This is a genomic window from Pseudonocardia nigra (assembly GCF_019396355.1).
GTDB classification, from domain to species: domain Bacteria; phylum Actinomycetota; class Actinomycetes; order Mycobacteriales; family Pseudonocardiaceae; genus Pseudonocardia; species Pseudonocardia nigra.
Window position 1 is genome coordinate 14,347 of sequence record NZ_JAHKRK010000008.1, and the last position, 17,722, is coordinate 32,068.

Below are 17,722 nucleotides of genomic sequence, written 5' to 3' on the forward strand. Positions count from 1 at the left end.
CGTCCCGCCGAGCGGCCACGAGCCGGTGACCACCGGATCGGCGCGCGAGCGGCCACATCCGGCCGGAAACGCCCCGAGCGGCCATCACGCCCCAGCGCCGGGTCCTCGTGAGTGGAGAACGTCGCCGCAACGACGCTCCGCACTCACGGCCTCCGCAGGCCGAACCGGCGCCGTCGCACCGCCTCCTGCAGCTCCGCGGCCGCCCGCTCCACCTCGGCGTCCAGCTCCGCGAGCCGCCCCGTGTCGGCACGGGGGTCCGGGCCGGGGCGCGGCCGCAGCTTCAGCCACGACTCCGTCCACAGCGCGTCGAGCGCGGCCTCCCAGTGCAGCTCCACGGCCATCCGGGTGAGCGCAGCACGCTCGCCTGCCCGGTGCATCTCGTCGGAGAGGCCGGCCAGTTCCCGCGCGAGCTCGGCGGCCCGTTCCCGGTCGCGCTCGCGCAGCGCCTCCGCCGCCGCCGCGATGCCGGCGACGACCTCCTTGTACTCCCTCCCGGCCGTCACGACCGGTCCTCCAGCGACGGCACGATGACCACCTCGGGCATCGCGTGCTGGGCCCGGTCGAAGAACAGGCCGCGGCCCGGTCGCGGCGACCAGTTCAGCATCATCCCCGGGGCGAGGGCCCCCAGCTCGGACCCCTGGACGTCGAGCGCGACCCACGCGCCCAGGTCGTCGACGGCCGCGCCCATCGTCAGCAGCGCCTTGAGCCGCGGCACGCTGCGCCACCAGCCCAGCACGTGGACGCCGGTCTCCGGACCGAACCGCAGCAGCTTGCGCAGCGCCTCGGTGCCCTCGCGTTCGAGCACGGCGTCGGCGGCGTCGGCGGCGTAGAGCACCACCAGCGTGGGGCGCCGCGCGTCCCCGGCCAGCCGCGCGGTGACGTCGGCGGCAAGCGCGCCGAGCCGGGCCCGCAGGCCGTCGAGGGCGACGGTCTCGGCCGAATGCCCGGCGGCGGCGAAACGCTCCACGAGGTCGACGGTGGGCTTCGCCGCCTCCGCGACCAGCGGCGCGACGAGGACGTCGACGGCACCGGCCGGGTACTGGGTGACGAGCGCTCCCGCTGCCGCGCCGAGCACGTCCACGGCCTCGCGGGAGGTGGCGGCGAGGACGCCGAGGTTGCGGCCCGGAGCGTCGGGCAGCTCGACGGCCGCCGGACTCCCTTCGACGTCGATGCACTGCCCGACGAGCGCGCGCGGCACCTCGTCCCGGGGCAGTGCACGCGCGAGGTCGGCCAGCCGTGGCGCACGGCTCCCGTCGAACAGCCGCGGGTGCGGGCGGCCCGCGGCGAACCGGGCGTGCAGCTCCCGCTGCACGCCCGCGACGCTCGACCCCGGCAACGGCTCCTGGCCCTCCGCAGCCGCCTTCCCCACGGCGTCGGGGATGTGCACGACCTCGTTGCCGTGCTTGATCCCCGACTCGTGGTTCAGCACCGCGTGCCAGCGCGGGAGGGCGAGCGTGGCGTCGTTGAGCTCGGCGAGCACCCGGCGGGCCCGAGGCAGTGCGATCCGCAGCACGAACTGCTCGAAGATCGCCGGACGGCCCCAGAACGCCTCGATGCCGGAGACGTCCTGGCTGGCGAGCACCAGGTGGATGCCCTGCGACCGGCCGCGCCGCGCGACATCCTCGAGCAGCAGCGTGGCCGCCTTCGTCACCGCGTCGCGCTCGGCGAACAGGTACTGGAACTCGTCGATGACGGCGACGATCCGCGGCCACCGCCCGCTGGGGTCGGCGGCGCGCAGCTCCTCCAGCTTCGTCACCTCGTGCGCCTTCGCCGCCTCGGCGCGCCTGCGCATCTCGTCGGCGAGGAACTGCAGCAGGGCCAGCCCGAACTCGCGGTCGGTGTTGATGTTCACGCCGATGAGGCGGGCGTGCGGGAGCCACGACGGGTCCCGCCTGCCGGGCGCGAACTGGGCGAACGACACGCCCTCCTTGAAGTCGAGCAGGTAGAACTCCAGCTCGTCCGGGTCGTACCGGGTGGCCATCGAGCTGATCATCGTGAGCAGCAGGTTCGTCTTGCCCGATCCGCTGGGGCCGCCGATCAGCGCGTGCGGCGAGGCGTCGGCCAGCGCCACGTCCACCGGCATCCCGTCGGCGAACCCGACCGGGGCGTGCAGCCCGGCCACCGACCGCGTGCTGCCCCACTGGGCCGGCGGCGGGAGCAGGTCGGTGAAGGAGCCGATCCGGCTGCGCCAGCGCTCGTACTCGTCGGAGATCGCGTGGCAGGCGCGCGTGACCTCAGGGGTGGCGAGCGCGGGCTCGGGTTCCACGGTGACGTGCGGCCCCGTCATCGACGTGGTGGCGAACCCGGTGTCGTCCAGACGCACGGTCTCCACGGGCGCGTTGACCGTCATGGGGACGTCCAGCAGCACCAGCTGCACGCCGCAGGCGAGCCCACCGCGGGCCACCCGCTGCAGCTGTCGGTGGTCCTCGTCGCGCAGGGCCGAGCGGTTGCCGATCAGGGCGGCGACCACCCACGGCTCGGTACGGGTGCCGCTCGCGGCGGCGAGCGCGCCCAGCGAGGGGTTCCCGTCGACGAGCAGGCGCGTGTGCACCCGCCGGATCCGGTCGGAGAGCTCCTCCAGCAGGTGCGGCAGCATCCCGGGGTCGTGCACGGTGAGCAGCCCGGTGCGGGTGAGCGGGTAGAGCCCCGGCAGCGTGCCGGTGAACTGGCCGACGTCCCAGACGTGCAGATGCACGAGCCCGGGCCGGAAGTAGCTCGTGACGCGCAGCAGCAGGTTCTCCACGATGGCCTCGGCGCGCTCGCGGCTGTCGTGCGTGGAGGTGATCTGCAGGTGTGACTCGTCGAGCAGGGGTACGGCCACCGGGAAGCCGCGGGCCCCGGCACGGTCCGGGCCGATCCGGCCCGTCCCGATCGTCCACAGCGACGGCACCGGGCCGCTGCCGTCGGCCTTGCCGATCTGGCCGAGCCACTCGTGCGGGTCGCGCCCGGCCGCGTCGGGCGCGGCGTCGGCGAGGATCTCCGCGAGCCGTCGTGGGCCGGTCTCCAGCCAGGCGTCGAACGCCGCGTCCCGGTCGGCTCGCACCCGCTCCACCGGCCCGGCGAGGCGCGGGTTCGTCAACAGCCCGCGCAGCTCCGGGTGCGCCTGGGCGCCGTCGAGCCCCTCCTCCCGGAGCCACATCTCCACGGCGGTCTCGGCGTGCCGGCGCACGGTCGCGTCGCGGAGGCCCTCCGCCGCGCCCAGCGCGCGCCCCACCGCGACACACAGCGCGTCGAACGCTCCGGAGATCCGCTGCTGCCTGCGGTTCGGCCCGCGCGCCATCGTCGGCCTACAGCCGGGCGTCGATGTCGGCGACGGCGGCGGCGCCGCTGGTGATCAGCCCGAGCCCGCGCTCCAGCTCCTCGGCCGCCCGCCGCAGCTCCACCGGCACGAGCGGCTCGGAGTGCTGCCCGTCCAGGCCGGAGAGCACGGCGACGGCGTCGGCGATGCGGGCGCGCGCCTGCCCGGCGTGCTGGTAGGCGCTGCCGATCTGCTCGGCGACGCCCGCCAGCGCAATCCGGATCTCACCGAGGTCACTCACCGCACGCCTCGCCGATCGCAAGCCCGGTCACAGCCGGTTCGCGACGCCCTCGGACGCCTGGATCGCGGCCGCCACGGCCTGCTGCACCTCGCTGATGCTCCCGACCGCCTGGGCCAGCAGGCCGTTCGCCTCCGACACGTCCGCCTGCCCACTACCCTCCGTGACCCGCAATAACGCGCCCTGCGCCTGCTCCAGAGAGGAATGCGCCTGCTGCAGGGCGCCGAGGCTCTCCGAGGCCTTGTCGTTGGCCAGCGCGATGCCGGCCCGGACCTCTTCGATGCTCGCCATTGCCCGAACTCCCCCGTCGTTCTCCCACTGCCGGTACCTGTCGAAATCTAGCCGCGAATCGGCTACGCCACGCATCCGCCCCACTACTCACCCGACCGGGTACCCGGATGGCGGCATCCGGCCCGCGCCTCGCCCCGAATCACTCCCGGATCGGCCGATCCGGCCGTCACGGAGCGTTGCGTCACCCCGCCCGACACCGGGCTGGCCCGGGTGGGGTCGGGTCGGGCAGGCTGCACGCCGAGGAGGACGGCGTGCAGGTGTTGGTGGTCGAGGACGACGAGGGCGTCGCCGCGGCGGTGGTCGAAGCGCTCGGGGCACACGGGCACGTCGTCACGCACGTGTCCCGCGCCGCTGAGGCCTGGACCCGGGTCCGCGACGCGGACCTGGTGCTGCTCGACCTCGGCCTGCCCGACGCCGACGGGCTCGACGTGCTGCGGCGGATCCGCCGGATTGCCGACACCCCCGTGCTCGTGCTCACCGCGCGCGGCAGCGAGCGGGACGTGGTGCGCGGGCTCCGGCTGGGCGCCGACGACTACCTGGTGAAACCGGTGCGGCTGCAGGAGCTGCTCGCCCGCGTGGAGACAGTGACGCGCCGGGCCCGGGCCGCGGAACCCGCGGCCTCCGACGTCGTCGCGATCGACGACCTGCGCGTGGACCTCGTGGCGCGGCGCGCCACGGTCGCCGACCGGGAGGTGCCGCTCACCGCGAAGGAGTTCGACATCCTCACCGTGCTGGCCCGCAGGCCGGGCGCCGCGGTGAGCAGGCAACAGCTCCTCGACGAGGTCTGGGGCGACGCCTACCTCGCCGTCTCGCGCTCGCTGGACGTCCACTTGGCGGCGCTGCGCAGCAAGCTCGGGAGGCCGGGCCTGCTCGCGACGATCCGCGGCTTCGGCTACCGGCTGGGGGACTGAGTTGCGCCGCAGGCTGCTGCTCGTCCTGTCAGCGTTCTCGGTGGTGGCCGTCGCCGGGTTCGCCCTCCCCCTGCTGAGCAGCACGGCGGCCGAGCGGACGCAGGCGTTCGTGCTCGTGCACACCACCGACCTGGACCGGTTCGCCGCGCTCGCGCAGCAGGCGAGCGGCCCGGACGGGGTGGCAGCGCTGGAGCAGGAGGTCCGGGCGCACCACGAGGTGTACGGCGAAGGGGTGGTGGTGGTCGACCGTGCGGGCCGCCCGATCGTCGAGGCGGGTCTGCTGGTGGGCGACCCCGGCGTCCCGGCCGCCGTCGACGCCGCGCTGCGCAACCAGCCGCCGGTGCGGCCCACCCGGCTCGGGCCGTGGTCGGACGAACCCCTGCTGCTGGGTCGCCCGGTCGGCACAGGCACGCAGGTCGGCGGGGCCGTCGTGCTGCGCGCCGAGCCCGCGGCGGCCGCCGCCGACATCGCCACGTACTGGGCGCTGATCCTGCTCGGGGCGCTGGCCGCCGCGGCCGCCTGCACGGCACTCGCGCTCTCGCTCGCCCGATGGGTGCTGCGTCCGGTCCGGGAGCTCGCCGGCGGCGTCCGGACCGTGACCGAGGGGCACCCCGGCGCGCACGTCTCCCCGCGCGCCGGGCCGGTGGAGCTGCGCGAGCTCGCCGTCGCGTTCAACCGGATGACGGACGCGGTCTCGACGAGCGCCGAGCAGCAGCGCCGCCTCGTCGCCGACACCTCCCACCAGCTGCGCAACCCGCTGGCCGCGCTGCGCCTGCGCGTGGACACCCTCGACGCCCACGTCGGCGACGGCGGCCGGAAGGCCTACGGCTCCACCGTCGCCGAGGTCGACCGGCTCGAAGCGCTCCTGGACGGCCTGCTCGACCTCGCCACCGCCGAGAGCCGCGCCACCGACCTCGCAGCGGGCGGCGAGCCCGCCGGGCGCACCGACCTCGCCGCCGTGATGGCCGAGCGGGTGGACGGGTGGCGGCCGGTCGCCGAGCGGGCCGGCGTACGGCTGTGCGACGACACCGGCGGCGAGCCGATCGACGTGGCCTGTTCGTCGTCCGAGCTGGAGCAGGTGCTCGACGTCCTCATCGACAACGCGGTCAAGCACACCCCGGAGGGCACCACGGTGCGGGTGCGACCCGAGCGGCGCGGCGACTCGGCGGTGCTCGAGGTGCGCGACGACGGCGTTGCCCCCGGCCGACCTGCGGCGGGCGACCGAGCGGTTCTGGCGGGCGTCGCGCCGGGACGTGCGCGGCTCCGGGTTGGGCCTGGCGATCGCCGAGCAGCTGGTGCGGGCCAACGGGGGCGCGATGCGGCTGGCGTCGCCACCCGGGGGCGGGTTCGTGGTCACCGTCGACCTGCCGGTGGTGGCGTGAACGTCTCGCGGCGCACCCTCCTGCGCGCTCTCGCCGCCGTCCCGCTCGCCGCCGGGTGCGCCGTGGGCGAACCGGCCGAACCGCTCGTGCTCGCGGCGGGCGAGCCGGGCGGGTTCTACGTCGAGTTCGGCGAGCTGCTCGCGCAGCAGTTGCGCGCGGCCGGAATCCCGGCGGAGGTGACGGGCACCGGCGGCAGCGTCGACAACGTGGCGCACGTGGCAGGCGGCAGTGCCGCGGTCGGACTGTCGCTCACCGACATCGCGCTGGCGGCCCGGGCCGGCGAACCGCCGTTCCCCGCGCCGGTGCCGCTGCTCGCGATCGGGCGCGTCTACGAGAACTACATGCAGCTGGTGGTGCGCGCCGAGGACCCGATCACCGAGGTCGCCGACCTGGCGGGCCGTCCGATCTCGCTGGGCGCCGTCGGGTCGGGCGCCGCGGTCTTCGGCGACCGGCTGCTCGCCGTCGCCGGCGTCGCGGCGCGGGTGACCCGGCGTCCGCTGCGCGACGCCGTCGCCGCACTGGCCGACGGGCGCGCCGACGCACTGCTCTGGTCGGGCGGGGTCCCCACCCCGGGGCTCGCGGAGCTCGCGGCCCTGCGGCCCATCCGGCTCCTCCCGCTCGACGCGCACCTGGCGGGGCTGCGGGCCCGGCACGGCGGCGCCTACGGTCCGGTGACGGTGCCCGCCGGCGCCTACGGGACCGCACGGCCGGTGCCGACGGTCGGCGTCGCGAACCTGCTCGTCTGCGGACCCACCCTGCCCGCCGCGGTGGCCGCAGCGGTGGCCCGCACCCTCGTCGGCGCGGCCCCCGCGCTCGTGCCGGCATCGGCGCTGGGCACCCAGTACCTCGACCAGCGGTCGCTGATCGGGACGGGCGACGTGCCGCTGCACCCGGGCGCGGCGGCCGCGTACCGCGACCTGCACGGATGAACCGCCCGCAGCGCGCCCGGGGCTTCGCCCTAAGCGACCGTAAAGATCCGCCGTCACCGCTGGCCCCCGGCCGCGGCCGCGCCTACGTTTCGTCCCGCAACTCCGGCGCGACGAGGAGCGGGAGCTCATGACCACATCGGACACCGCAGCACAGACACCACCCACCGGGCTCGGCGGCAAGGTCCGCCGCGTCGGGCCGGGGCTGCTCGCCGCGGCCACCGGCGTCGGCGCGGGCGACCTGGTGGCCACCATGATCGCCGGCGCCCAGTTCGGCACGGTCCTGCTCTGGGCGGCCGTCCTGGGCACCGTACTCAAGCTCGCCCTCGCCGAGGGTGTCGGACGCTGGCACCTCATGTCGGGTGCCACCCTGCTCGACGGCTGGCGCCGGCTGGGCTACTGGGCAACCGGGTTCTTCGGCGTCTACATCGTGATCTGGGGCTTCGCCTACGGCGCCACCGCGATGTCCGCCGTCGGGCTGCCCCTCAACGCCCTGTTCCCCGTGCTCGACGTGCGGTACTGGGGCATGATCGCCGGCGTAGCCGGGCTCGTGCTGGTGTGGGCACAGCGGTACGCGGCGTTCGAGAAGCTGATGGTCGCCCTGACCGGCGTCATGTTCGTCGCCGTGATCATCACGGCCGCGCTCGTCGGGCCCGATCTGGGCGGTCTCTTCAGCGGCCTGGTCCCGCGGCTGCCCGAGGGCTCCACGATCTACGTGCTCGGCCTGGTCGGCGGCGTCGGCGGCACGATCACGCTCGGCGCGTACGGCTACTGGATGCTCGCCAAGGGCTGGCGCGGCACCGGATGGCTGTCGATGATGCGGCTCGACAACGCCGTCGGGTACGTCCTGACCGGCATCTTCGTGGTCGCGATGCTGGTGGTCGGCGCCGAGATCCTGCTCGGCGAGAACATCACCGGTGGCGACCGGGGCCTGCTCACGCTGGGCGACCGGCTCGGCGAGCAGTACGGCGAGTGAGTGGTCGCGGATCGTGTTCCTCGTCGGGTTCTTCGCCGTCAGCGCCACCTCGCTGCTGGGCGTGTGGAACGGCGTCAGCCTGCTGTTCGCCGACTGGACCCGGATCATCCGGCTGCCGCACGGCACGAAGGCGGCGATCGGCGGAACCGGCGAGGCCGGCCCGGCGAAGAGCATCGACGAGCACGCCTACGAGGCCAGTGCAGCCGAGCGCAGCCCCGCCTTCCGCGGCTACGTCCTCTGGCTGACGATCCCGCCGATGGCGCTGCTGTTCCTCGACCGCCCGTTCGCCGTCACGCTCGTCTACGGCGTGCTCGGTGCAGCCTTCATGCCGTTCCTCGGTGGCACGCTGCTGTACCTGCTCAACGCGAAGCGGTTCCTGCGCGAGGGCCGCTCGGGGTGGCTGTCGAACATCCTGCTGGCCGCTGCCGCCCTGCTGTTCCTCGTGCTGCTCGTGTTCGACCTGATGGAGCGGTTCGGCTGAGGCTCCGTCACTTCGGGGAGCTACCGCCTCCTGAACGGACGGCACACACCCTCCGTCGGCGGCACACACGGTCGACGGTGTGTGCCGCCTCCCGTGGCTGTGTGCCGTGGGCTCGGGCTGCGTGGCGGGGTCAGACCATCCCCAGCAGCATGACCGCCATCGCCACGGCCATCACCAGGTGGGCCGCCGCGGCGGCCTGCGGCGCCCGCAGCGCAAGCACGGACGTGCGCAGGCCGACCGCCGGCGCGCCGGCGCCGTCCGGAGCCGCCGGGAGGGACCGGCAGCGATCGGCACAGCGCAGCGCGTGCCAGGCGAAGTAGCCGGTGAGCGCGATCGCCACGACCGAGGCGATGCCCGTGGCGGCGTGGGTGTGGCCGGCGGCCAGCATGAAGAGCATCGCGGCGCTGCCGATCACGTGGTGGCCGGCCTCCCCGTGCAGGCCCCCGCCGCGCACCACGAGCGCCCCGAACCAGGCGGCGGACAGGACGAACGCGCCCGTCCACACCGGCTGCGGCAACGGGTCGTCGAGCGGGGAGAACATCGCGGCCATCCCGAGGGCCATGACCGCGGACGAGACCTCCACGGCGACGTCGCGACGCAGCAGCGCCACGCGCAGCACGTGCAGCGGGGCCAGGGCGAGGCAGACCACCGCCAGCGCGCCGTTCACCCAGGTCATCCGCGTCCCCTCCGCACCCCTCGGCGGGCAGCTGATCCACGGGAACGATAACCACCGCTGCGGCCCGCGCAACCGGATCGGTCCCAGCTCACGACGGATCTCCGCAGGGATCGTCACACCGTGCGGATGGTCGCCATCATCGCCATGTCCTCGTGCTCGAGATTGTGGCAGTGCATGACGAACTTCCCGGTGTAGTCGCTGAACCGCATCGCGACGTCCACCACCTCCGCAGGCCGGACGTCGACCGTGTCCTTCCACCCGGCGTCGAACGGGCCAGGCGGACGGCCGTTGCGGGACAGCACCTGGAACGGGTCGAGGTGCACGTGGACCGGATGGTGGACGTCGGTGACGAACCGCCAGATCTCGGTCTCCCCCAGCGGGATGTCGGCGAGGGAGGCGTCGGGGTCGAAGGAGGTGCCGTTGATCGTCCAGCCGCTGTGGTCGCCGACGGCGCCGCGGGTGAAGTCGAAGGTGCGCACGGTCGCGCCCGGAGCCGGCACCAGTGGCTCCACCTCCGAAAGCCGGTCGGGCACCCGGCTGTCGTCGGCGGCGGCGCGGACCACGCGGAACCGCATGACGTCGGCGGCGCGTCCGGTGCCCAGCCCGTTGACCATCGTGACCTCGGCGCCCACCGGCAGCACGGAGAAGTCGACGAACACGTCGAACCGCTCGGCCGGCGCCATCTCGATCGCCTGGTGCGTCACGGGCGCGGCGAGCAGGCCGCCGTCGGCGCCGATCTGCACCAGGGGCAGGTCGGGACCGCCGGGCACGGTCAGGGCGATCCGGAAGCGCCGGGCGTTGGCGGCGTTGAGCAGCCGCAGCCGGTAGCACGCCGCGTCGACCTCGTGCACCGGCCAGGGCGCGCCGTTGACCAGCACGACGTCGCCGAGCACGCCCTCCATCCACTCGTCCTCCACGCCGGGGAGCGAACGCATCCCCTGGTCCAGCGCGGGTAGGCGAACGACCCGTCCTCGGCGAACGACCGGTCGCAGATCATCAGCGGCAGCTCGCGCTCGCCGCGGGGCAGCGGAAGCGCGTCCTCGACGTCGTCGCGCACCAGGTGGAACCCGGCGAGCCCGCGGTAGACGGCCGGGCCGGTGAAGTCCATCCGGTGGTCGTGGTACCAGAGCGTTGCCGCGCGCTGCTCCATCGGATAGCGGTAGTCGTGCTCGCCTGCCGACACGTCGCCGAGCATCCCGTGGTGCCCGCTCCAGTTGCGGGTGTCGCCCACCGGCAGCACCAGGTCCAGCGGCCAGCCGTCGTGCTCGGCGGGCGTGTGCCCGCCGTGCAGGTGGACGACGGTGGGCACCGGCAGCTCATTGCGGTGCCGGACGACCACCGGGCGGCCGCGCCGGGTCTCGATCGTCGGACCGGGGAAGATCCCGTCGTAGCCGAGGATCGGCGTACGCATCCCTGGCAGGATCTCCGCCTGCGCCACCCGCTGCGTCACCTGGTAGAGCTCCGCCCCGGTCGGATCGGTGCCTACCGGGCGGGCCACGGGCGGCACCGGCAGCGGCACCCGGAACGCCTCGGGCAGCGGCACCCTGCTGACGAGCTGCTCCCCGGTCTGCCCGGCGGCACCGCCGAGGCTGCAGCCGGCCAGCGCCGCACCGGCGGCCGCACCGTCGAGCAGCCCCAGGAACGCCCGTCGCGACACCGGGCTCATCGCACGGCCTCGCTGTGCTTACCCACCCCGCCGGCTCCGCAGGCTCCGCCAGCTGCCGTCCCCGGGTGCTCGGCCGGCGCGCGCAGGCGCTGCAACACCGACTCGCTCGCAAGCTCGCTCATCGCGCACCGCCCCGCGGGCGTGCGGCCGAGGGGCTCCACGCCCAGATGGCCAGCAGCACCGACGCCGTCACGATCGCCACCCCCAGCGGGACGTGCAGCTGAAGCTGCCGGGCGTACCCCATCCCGATCTGGAACCCGTCCGCGAGGAACAGCAGCACCGCGACCGGCACCACCCACACGCGCCCGCGCCCGCCGACCACGTAGGCCAGCGTCGCCGCGATCACGAACATCGCGACCAGCGCGAGCAGCGAGCCGATGAGCCCGTGCGCCGCGATCGCGTCGACGTCACCGGTGAGGAACATGCCCGCCAGCACCGGCTGGGCGAGCACGGCACCGAGGTGCACGGTGATGACGAGCCGCAACAGCCACAGGGAAACCCGGGGGCGGCGGGCAACCGCAACCGGCCGAATCATCGTGTCCACGCACCGGACGCTATACGTAGGCTGCCTACACATGCATCAGGGACATCCCTGATCGAACACCGGATGTGGTTGGGCGAGCAGTAGGTAGAGTCCCTACCTGTGCGACCCGACGCCGTCCGCGGCCATCTCGACGGGCTGATCCTCGCGGTTCTCGAGGACGGCCCCCGGCACGGCTACGCGATCATCGAAGCGCTCCAGGCCCGCAGCGGCGGCGCGCTCGACCTGCCGACCGGCACCGTCTATCCCGCGCTGCGCCGGCTGGAGCGCGCGGCGCTGCTCTCCGGGGCGTGGAGCACCGTCGGCGGGCGGGAACGCCGCACCTACTCGCTCACCCGGGCAGGGCGGCACGCGCTGGCGCGGCAGCGCGCGGAGTGGCACGAGTTCAGCGCGGTCATGGAGTCGGTCCTGCGACCCGCGGGGGGCGTGGCATGAGGACCGTCGACCCGGTCGCCGACCACATCGCCGAGCTGGAGCGCTCCCTGCGCGGTCCGGCCCGGGCCCGCCGCAGCATGATCGCCGAGGCCAGGGCGGGGCTGGAGGACGCCGCCGACGCCTACCGGGAGTGCGGGCTGGACGCCGCGCGTGCCGCCGCCAGAGCGGTACGGGACTTCGGCGGCATCCCCGAGGTCGCCCCGCAGTTCCAGGAGGAGCTCACCGCGCGCCAGGGCAGGCGGAACGCGCTGCTGCTCGCCGTGGTGTTCCCCGCGATGCTGTTCGGCTGGGACCTGCTGGCGTCGAGCGGAATGATCGCGTGGAAGCCGGGCCCGCCGGCCGTCGCGGTGGTGGTGCTGGCGAAGACGCTGGACGCCGCGGCCGCGCTCGTCGCGGTCGCGGCGCTCGTCCTACTGGCGGCGACGTTCCGCCGCACCATGTCACCGCGCCGCGTCACGGCCGCGGTCGGTCTCACAGGAATGGTGGGGAGTGCGGTCTGCAGCGTCACGTGCATGGCGATGAACCTGGTGGACCCCCGCGCCACCGTGGAGTCGTTCGTGGCGAGCCCGGTGGCCCTGGCCGTGTTCGCGGGCTCCATGGGGGTCGTCACCGTCGTCGTCCGTGCGGCGGTGCGGACGCTGCGCGTGGCGCGGTGGGGCTGAGCGGGGCGGCCATCGGTCCTGCGTCGGCTCAGACGAGCGAGCGCACGCGCAGGTCGGGTAGCGCAGCGGCGAGCACGTCGAAGTCGCGGTCGCAGTGCACCAGGGTGGCGCCGGAGCGGATCGCGGCGGCCGCGATCAGGCAGTCGACGATGGACCGGACCGTGTGGCCCCGGCTGCGAACGGCCCGGAACGCGGCAGCGGCGTCCCGGAAGTCGAGGTGAGGGTCCAGGGGGAGCGTCCGGAGCCCGCTCGTGAGCTTCTCCACCTGGTCTAGGGCCCGGCCGGGCGGCACACCGGCGAGCAGCTCCATGACGACGGGCTCGGTGACGGCGACCGCGGCCGGTTCCTCATGGAGGAGACGCCGGACCTCGAGGTTCGCCCGAGAGCCCGTCCGCCGCAGGTACTCCACCCACGCGGACGTGTCGATCAGATCCACCGGCGACCCGTCGAGTCGACGATCGTGGAGCCGCGCATCGCGTCCAGGTCGCCCTCCCAGCCGATGCCCTCGAGGCTCTTCAGGAACTCGACGGACAGGCGCGGGCCGACCAGCCGCCGCAGCGCCAGGTCGACCGCTTCCTTCTTCGTCTTCAGGCCGTACTTGCGCATGGCCTCTGCCACGAGCTCATCGTCGATGTCGATGTTGGTGCGCCCCATGCACCAAAAATACACCGCCCCGAACGTCGACCGGTTCTGTCAGGAATCGGGCTCACGCTGCGCATATGGCAGGAATTGCACCGCCTCTGGCCGGCCGCGTCGCGCTCGTCGCCGGGGCCACCAGGGGCGCGGGCCGCGGCATCGCGGTGGAACTCGGGGCGGCGGGCGCGACGGTGTACGTGACGGGCCGTTCGACGCGGCAGCGACGCAGCGAGTACGACCGGCCGGAGACGATCGAGGACACGGCCGACCTGGTCACCGCCGCCGGCGGCACGGGGATCGCCGTGCCCACCGACCACCTCGTGCCGGACGACGTGGAGGCGCTGAGCGCCCGGATCGCGGACGAGCACGGCAGGCTCGACGTGCTCGTCAACGACATCTGGGGCGGGGAGCTGCTGACCGCGTGGGACACCCCGGTCTGGGAACATTCCCTCGCCGACGGGCTGCGCATTCTGCGGCTCGCGATCGACACCCACCTCGTCACGGCGCGGTACGCGTTCCCGCTGCTGCTCCGCTCGGATGACGCCCTCGTCGTCGAGGTCACCGACGGCACCGCGGAGTACAACGCGGAGCACTACCGCCTCAACGTCTACTACGACCTGGCGAAGGTCGCCCCGATCCGGCTCGCGCACAGCTGGGCGCACGAGCTCCGCCCGCACGGCGCCACGGCCGTCGTGGTGACGCCCGGCTGGCTGCGCTCGGAGATGATGCTCGAGGCGTACGGCGTCACCGAGCCGAACTGGCGCGACGCATGCACCGAGCAGCCGCACTTCGCGATCTCCGAGACGCCGCACTTCGTCGGCCGGGCCGTGGCGGCGCTGGCCGCCGACCCGCGGCGCAACCGGTGGCAGGGGGCGTCGCTGTCCAGCGGTGGGCTCGCCCAGGAGTACGGGTTCACCGACCTCGACGGCTCGGCGCCGGACTGCTGGCGCTACATCCGCGAGGTCCAGGACCTCGGCAAAGCGGCGGACACCAGCGGCTACCGCTGACATCGGCCAGGTCGGACAAACGACACTATCGTCCAGACCTATCGGACGAAAGTGCCTCTCGGACGGCCATCTACGCCCGCCACTCCAGGTCCGCGGACGGCTCCACGAATTCGGCGGACGGGATGTCCTGCTCGACGAAGAACTCGACATCCCCGCGCGTGGTGCGTCGGAAGCCGAGCGCCATCGTCGCGTTCAGTCCGTCCCCGTGGTCGGTGGTGAGGTACTCCATCGCGTGGATCCGGGTCAGCGACAGGGCTTCGCCCAGGGGGTCCGGCTGGTCGCGATACCTTTCACTCATCTCGACCAGGTACTCCGACAGCAGGTCGGCGGGCAGGGTGAAGACCGGTTCACCGTGCAGAAAGGCCCGCCGCGATGGGTCCACGACCCGATAGTCGTCGCCGGAGCCGGTGGGGATCAGCGCCAGCCCTTCCCTCTCCAGGTACGAGATGATCGCGCGGCGATGGTCCACGGGTTCACCCTGGCAGAGGCACCGGCGCCGTGCTCACCGATCGCCGTCGATCATGTCGACGGCATCGCCGAGTCGGATCAGGCCCGAGGTGAGCACCTCCGCGTAGACGCCGGCGCACGGCTGCGGCCCCATGTCCAGCACGTCCACGCGGTTGGTGTCGAGCAGCGCGCGGACGGCGTGCGGAGCGCGCGGGAGCTCGCCGTGCTCCAGCGTGGGCACGGCGCACCGCGGTGTCGGGACCAGGCCCCGCAGCCGGACGTCGCCGACCTCGAACTCGCGGCCGGCCCAGTCGTTCTCGGTGAACGGCTCGCCATCGGTCTCGATCACGAGGTTCGGGCGGTAGCGCAGCGCCTCGACGCCGACCGCCTCCAGCGTGGCCGTGGTGACCACGTGCACCGGCGCGAAGTCGACGAACGTGCCACCCGGCGTGCCCCGCGCGAGCACGGAGGTCACGAAGTCAACCTCGGCGTCCACGCCCTGTTCCAGCACCTCCTCCGGCACCGCGCGCTCGATCAGCACGCCCTCCGGACGCTCGGCGGTGAGCCGCACGTCCCGTCCGACTGCCGCCGAGAGCACGGCGTCGACCTCGGCATCGCCTGCCGCGACGGTGATGCCGTCGGGCAGGGCGATGACCACACCGGCCGGCTCGGTGGCCGCCGAGAACTGCAGCAGCGCCCGCCACAGCCGCGGGTGCTTGGCCGTGGCCACGCGGCCGGTCGCCGCGTCGAGCAGCGCGAGTGCGCGGTCACCCGCGATCCCGCCCGCGACCACATCGGCCGCGGGCAGGGTCTCCCCCATCATCGACTTGACGGGGTAGCGGCGGATCTCGGCGACGGTGCCGAGGTTCACAGCAGGTTGTTCGCGGTCAGCCACTCCGTGGCCACCGACTCGACGGTGTTGTTGGCGGCGTCGTTCAGCTTGCGGTTGAGCTCGACGAGCTCCTCAGTGGTGAGGGCGGCCGAGATCGCGTTGAGCGTCGAGCGCACCTCCTCGGACGCCTTCTCCTCGTTGATCAGAGGAACCACGTTCTGCGCGGCGAAGAGGTTCTCGGGGTCCTCCAGCGCCACCCAGCCGCGGTCCTCGATGACCGGGTCGGTGGTGAACAGGTTCGCGGCCTGGATGGTGCCGTCCGCGAGCGCTGTGACGGTGAGCGGGCCGCCGGCGTCGAGCGAGCGGAACTCGGCGAACGTGCAGCCGTACAGCTGCTCGAGCCCGGGCAGACCGTTGGGGCGCTCGGCGAACTCCGGGGGCCCACCGAACACGAGCTCGCCACAGTGCGGCGCCAGGTCCGCGATCGACTGCGCGTTGTACTTCTGCGCCGTCTCGCCGGTGATGACCACGGCGTCCTTGTTCTCCGCCGTGGACTGCTCGAGGACGGTGAGCCCGTCCGGGAGCTTCTCCTGGAGCTGCTGGTACACCTCCTCCGACGCGGTGGCCGTGGTCTCCGGGTCGACCTCCTGGAGCAGGTTGCCGGTGTACTCCGGGATCAGGTCGATCGAACCGTCCTGCAGCGCCGGGAAGTAGACCTCGCGGCTGCCGATCCCGAACTGCCGCTCGACGGTGGTGCCCTTCGCCTCCAGCGCCTGCGCGTAGATCTCCGCCAGGAGCCGGTTCTCGGGGAAGTTGGCCGAGCCGATGCGAATGGTGTCGGCCGCCGCGGGCGGCTGGTCGCCGCCGGTGCCGCCGCTCCCACCGGCGAGTGGATCGCCACCGCCTCCGCATGCCGTCAGCCCGAGGGCCAGTAGGCCGACCACCGCGGCGAGTGTGCGCTTCATGGGGTTGTTCCTCCTGCGAAGACGGGGGCTTGTCGGGGTGCCCTGCGCCGCGCCCCCGCGGGGTGCAGGCCGGGAGAGACGATCGTTCGTTGCAGGCCGCCGAGCAGCCCCTCGACGAGCAGGGCCAGGGCGGCGACCAGGACCGCACCCGCGACCATCTGCGTGTAGTCGCGCAGCGCGAGGCCGTCGATGAGGAAGCGACCGAGGCCGCTGAGGCCGATGTAGGCGCCGATCGTGGCGGTGGCGATCACCTGCAGCGTCGCGGTGCGCAGCCCGCCGAGGATCAGCGGCACGGCGATCGGCAGCTCCACCTTGGTGAGCACCTCCCGCTCCCGCATCCCCACGCCACGGGCGGCGTCGATGACGGCGGCGTCGGCGTTGCGCACCCCCGCGTAGGTGCCGGCCAGCAACGGCGGGACGGCCAGGATCACCAGGGTGATGGTCAACGGCAGCACCCCGAGCCCGGTGAAGCCCACCAGGAGGGTGAGCAGGCCGAGCTCGGGCAGTGCCCGCAGCCCGTTCGCCGAGCCCACCACGAGGAACCCGCCACGGCGGGTGTGGCCGATCACGGCGCCGAGCGGGATGGCGATGACCGCGGCGATCACAATGGCCTGCACGGTGTAGCGCAGGTGGTCGGCCAGCCGGGCGGGCACTCCGGAGCTGCCCGTCCAGTGGGTGGCGTCGCCGAACCACTCCACGAGCTCGAGGACGAGGTTCACCTGGCGCCTCCCGCGGCGCGGTTCCACGGCGTCAGGACCCGGCCGAGCGCCAGCAGCAGGGCGTCGGCCGCGAGCGCGAGGAGCACGATCAACGCGATCCCGGTGATGATCTCCGTGGGGAACCGGAGCTGGAAGCCCTCGGTGAAGAAGCCGCCCAGGCCCCCGACCCCGATCAGCGCGCCCACGCTCACCAGGCTGATGCTCGAGACCGTGGCGACCCGCAGCCCGGCGACGAGCACCGGCACCGCCAACGGCAGCTCGACCTCGAGGAACCGGCGGGTCGGCCGATAGCCCATCGCGGTGGCGGCCGCGACCACGAGCCGGGGCACGGCCGCGAGGGCGTCGGCGACGGTGCGCACCAGGAGCGCCACCGTGTAGATCGTGAGCGCCACGATGATGTTGATCTCGGACAGGATCTGCGTGCCGAGGATGCCGGGGAGCACGACGAACAGGGCGAGCGACGGGATGGTGTACAGGGCACCCGCCGCGGGGACGAGCACGGCGCGGGCGACCCGGTACCGGCTCGCCAGCCATCCCAGGGGCACGGCCAGCAGCAGGCCGACGATCACCGGGACGAGCGCCAGCCGCAGGTGCTCGACGGTGAGGGCCATGATCCGGTCCGCGTTGGCGGGG

The 17,722-nt window shown here is 73.7% G+C and carries 18 protein-coding genes and 3 pseudogenes; 7 read left to right on the forward strand and 14 right to left on the reverse strand.

Going from position 1 to position 17,722, the window contains the following annotated elements; translation table 11 throughout:
• Positions 1-143: 143 nt before the first annotated feature.
• The 4 genes from KME75_RS03640 to KME75_RS03655 are packed head-to-tail and all read right to left on the reverse strand — an operon-like array spanning position 144 to position 3,827.
• Positions 144-503, reverse strand: coding sequence for a hypothetical protein (locus KME75_RS03640; protein ID WP_219413083.1), 360 nt, complete (start codon positions 501-503; stop codon positions 144-146).
• Complete coding sequence (locus KME75_RS03645; RefSeq protein ID WP_219413084.1) at positions 500-3,280, reverse strand: FtsK/SpoIIIE domain-containing protein; 2,781 nt, start codon at positions 3,278-3,280, stop codon at positions 500-502. The genes KME75_RS03640 and KME75_RS03645 overlap by 4 nt, the downstream gene beginning before the upstream one ends.
• A gap of 7 nt (positions 3,281-3,287) precedes the next feature.
• Positions 3,288-3,539, reverse strand: coding sequence for a hypothetical protein (locus KME75_RS03650; protein ID WP_219413085.1), 252 nt, complete (start codon positions 3,537-3,539; stop codon positions 3,288-3,290).
• A 27-nt stretch (positions 3,540-3,566) separates the two neighbouring features.
• Positions 3,567-3,827, reverse strand: coding sequence for a hypothetical protein (locus KME75_RS03655; protein ID WP_219413086.1), 261 nt, complete (start codon positions 3,825-3,827; stop codon positions 3,567-3,569).
• A gap of 251 nt (positions 3,828-4,078) precedes the next feature.
• Between KME75_RS03655 and KME75_RS03660 the strand changes: the two genes are divergently transcribed.
• From KME75_RS03660 to KME75_RS03675, 4 genes and pseudogenes are all read left to right on the forward strand, one after another.
• Positions 4,079-4,738: a response regulator transcription factor gene (locus tag KME75_RS03660; protein ID WP_308282529.1), complete on the forward strand. Its 660-nt coding sequence runs from the start codon at positions 4,079-4,081 to the stop codon at positions 4,736-4,738.
• A gap of 595 nt (positions 4,739-5,333) precedes the next feature.
• Positions 5,334-5,873, forward strand: a pseudogene (locus tag KME75_RS46575) (sensor histidine kinase); the annotation flags it as partial.
• A gap of 243 nt (positions 5,874-6,116) precedes the next feature.
• Positions 6,117-7,049: a TAXI family TRAP transporter solute-binding subunit gene (locus tag KME75_RS03670; RefSeq protein ID WP_219413088.1), complete on the forward strand. Its 933-nt coding sequence runs from the start codon at positions 6,117-6,119 to the stop codon at positions 7,047-7,049.
• Between the two features lie 127 nt (positions 7,050-7,176).
• Positions 7,177-8,503, forward strand: a pseudogene (locus KME75_RS03675) (Nramp family divalent metal transporter).
• A 130-nt stretch (positions 8,504-8,633) separates the two neighbouring features.
• Here KME75_RS03675 and KME75_RS03680 read toward each other — a convergent pair.
• The 3 genes and pseudogenes from KME75_RS03680 to KME75_RS03690 all read right to left on the reverse strand — a co-directional run bounded on the left by KME75_RS03680 (position 8,634) and on the right by KME75_RS03690 (position 11,389).
• Positions 8,634-9,179 carry a DUF5134 domain-containing protein gene (locus tag KME75_RS03680; RefSeq protein WP_219413089.1) on the reverse strand — a complete coding sequence of 182 codons (546 nt, stop codon included), beginning with the start codon at positions 9,177-9,179 and terminating at the stop codon, positions 8,634-8,636.
• 113 nt (positions 9,180-9,292) lie between these two features.
• Positions 9,293-10,845: pseudogene (locus KME75_RS46580) on the reverse strand (multicopper oxidase family protein).
• Positions 10,846-10,963: 118 nt separating this feature from the next.
• A complete protein-coding gene (locus KME75_RS03690; protein WP_219413090.1) occupies positions 10,964-11,389 on the reverse strand; it encodes a hypothetical protein in 426 nt (141 codons plus the stop codon).
• A 99-nt stretch (positions 11,390-11,488) separates the two neighbouring features.
• Here KME75_RS03690 and KME75_RS03695 point away from each other — a divergent pair, with 99 nt between their 5' ends.
• Together KME75_RS03695 and KME75_RS03700 are read left to right on the forward strand one after the other, a co-directional pair.
• Complete coding sequence (locus KME75_RS03695; RefSeq protein WP_219413091.1) at positions 11,489-11,821, forward strand: PadR family transcriptional regulator; 333 nt, start codon at positions 11,489-11,491, stop codon at positions 11,819-11,821.
• Positions 11,818-12,483, forward strand: a complete 666-nt coding sequence (locus KME75_RS03700; RefSeq protein ID WP_219413092.1) for a permease prefix domain 1-containing protein — start codon at positions 11,818-11,820, stop codon at positions 12,481-12,483. The genes KME75_RS03695 and KME75_RS03700 overlap by 4 nt, the downstream gene beginning before the upstream one ends.
• A gap of 28 nt (positions 12,484-12,511) precedes the next feature.
• Here the strand turns inward: KME75_RS03700 and vapC are convergent, their stop codons facing one another.
• Both vapC and KME75_RS03710 read right to left on the reverse strand, forming a co-directional pair.
• A complete protein-coding gene (gene vapC / locus KME75_RS03705; RefSeq protein ID WP_219413093.1) occupies positions 12,512-12,919 on the reverse strand; it encodes a type II toxin-antitoxin system VapC family toxin in 408 nt (135 codons plus the stop codon).
• Positions 12,910-13,137, reverse strand: a complete 228-nt coding sequence (locus KME75_RS03710; RefSeq protein ID WP_219413094.1) for a type II toxin-antitoxin system VapB family antitoxin — start codon at positions 13,135-13,137, stop codon at positions 12,910-12,912. The genes vapC and KME75_RS03710 overlap by 10 nt, the downstream gene beginning before the upstream one ends.
• A 65-nt stretch (positions 13,138-13,202) precedes the next feature.
• On the opposite strand from KME75_RS03710, the gene KME75_RS03715 reads away from it, so the two are divergent.
• The gene (locus KME75_RS03715; RefSeq protein WP_219413095.1) at positions 13,203-14,126 is read left to right on the forward strand and encodes an SDR family oxidoreductase; all 924 of its coding nucleotides are present in this window, start codon (positions 13,203-13,205) and stop codon (positions 14,124-14,126) included.
• Between the two features lie 70 nt (positions 14,127-14,196).
• Here KME75_RS03715 and KME75_RS03720 read toward each other — a convergent pair whose 3' ends face one another.
• Genes KME75_RS03720 through KME75_RS03740 form a run of 5 tightly spaced genes read right to left on the reverse strand, consistent with a single transcriptional unit; the run spans position 14,197 to position 17,700 of the window.
• Positions 14,197-14,595, reverse strand: coding sequence for a hypothetical protein (locus KME75_RS03720; RefSeq protein WP_219413096.1), 399 nt, complete (start codon positions 14,593-14,595; stop codon positions 14,197-14,199).
• 33 nt (positions 14,596-14,628) lie between these two features.
• The gene (locus KME75_RS03725) at positions 14,629-15,444 is read right to left on the reverse strand and encodes an MOSC domain-containing protein (protein ID WP_308282531.1); all 816 of its coding nucleotides are present in this window, start codon (positions 15,442-15,444) and stop codon (positions 14,629-14,631) included.
• The gene (locus KME75_RS03730; RefSeq protein ID WP_219413097.1) at positions 15,441-16,370 is read right to left on the reverse strand and encodes an ABC transporter substrate-binding protein; all 930 of its coding nucleotides are present in this window, start codon (positions 16,368-16,370) and stop codon (positions 15,441-15,443) included. Before KME75_RS03730 ends, KME75_RS03725 begins: the two co-directional genes overlap by 4 nt.
• Positions 16,367-17,089, reverse strand: a complete 723-nt coding sequence (locus tag KME75_RS03735; RefSeq protein WP_308282532.1) for an ABC transporter permease — start codon at positions 17,087-17,089, stop codon at positions 16,367-16,369. The genes KME75_RS03730 and KME75_RS03735 overlap by 4 nt, the downstream gene beginning before the upstream one ends.
• On the reverse strand, positions 17,086-17,700 hold the full coding sequence (locus KME75_RS03740) for an ABC transporter permease (RefSeq protein WP_219413143.1): 615 nt from the start codon (positions 17,698-17,700) through the stop codon (positions 17,086-17,088). The genes KME75_RS03735 and KME75_RS03740 overlap by 4 nt, the downstream gene beginning before the upstream one ends.
• Between the last annotated feature and the right edge of the window lie 22 nt (positions 17,701-17,722).

Bases quoted from the DNA above. Each gene is read 5' to 3' on its own strand.
- KME75_RS03645 (WP_219413084.1), bottom strand. From the start codon at position 3,280: ATGGCGCGCGGGCCGAACCGCAGGCAGCAGCGGATCTCCGGAGCGTTC.
- KME75_RS03655 (WP_219413086.1), bottom strand. From the start codon at position 3,827: ATGGCGAGCATCGAAGAGGTCCGGGCCGGCATCGCGCTGGCCAACGAC.
- KME75_RS03680 (WP_219413089.1), bottom strand. From the start codon at position 9,179: ATGACCTGGGTGAACGGCGCGCTGGCGGTGGTCTGCCTCGCCCTGGCC.
- KME75_RS03700 (WP_219413092.1), top strand. From the start codon at position 11,818: ATGAGGACCGTCGACCCGGTCGCCGACCACATCGCCGAGCTGGAGCGC.
- KME75_RS03710 (WP_219413094.1), bottom strand. From the start codon at position 13,137: ATGGGGCGCACCAACATCGACATCGACGATGAGCTCGTGGCAGAGGCC.
- KME75_RS03715 (WP_219413095.1), top strand. From the start codon at position 13,203: ATGGCAGGAATTGCACCGCCTCTGGCCGGCCGCGTCGCGCTCGTCGCC.
- KME75_RS03730 (WP_219413097.1), bottom strand. From the start codon at position 16,370: ATGAAGCGCACACTCGCCGCGGTGGTCGGCCTACTGGCCCTCGGGCTG.
- KME75_RS03740 (WP_219413143.1), bottom strand. From the start codon at position 17,700: ATGGCCCTCACCGTCGAGCACCTGCGGCTGGCGCTCGTCCCGGTGATC.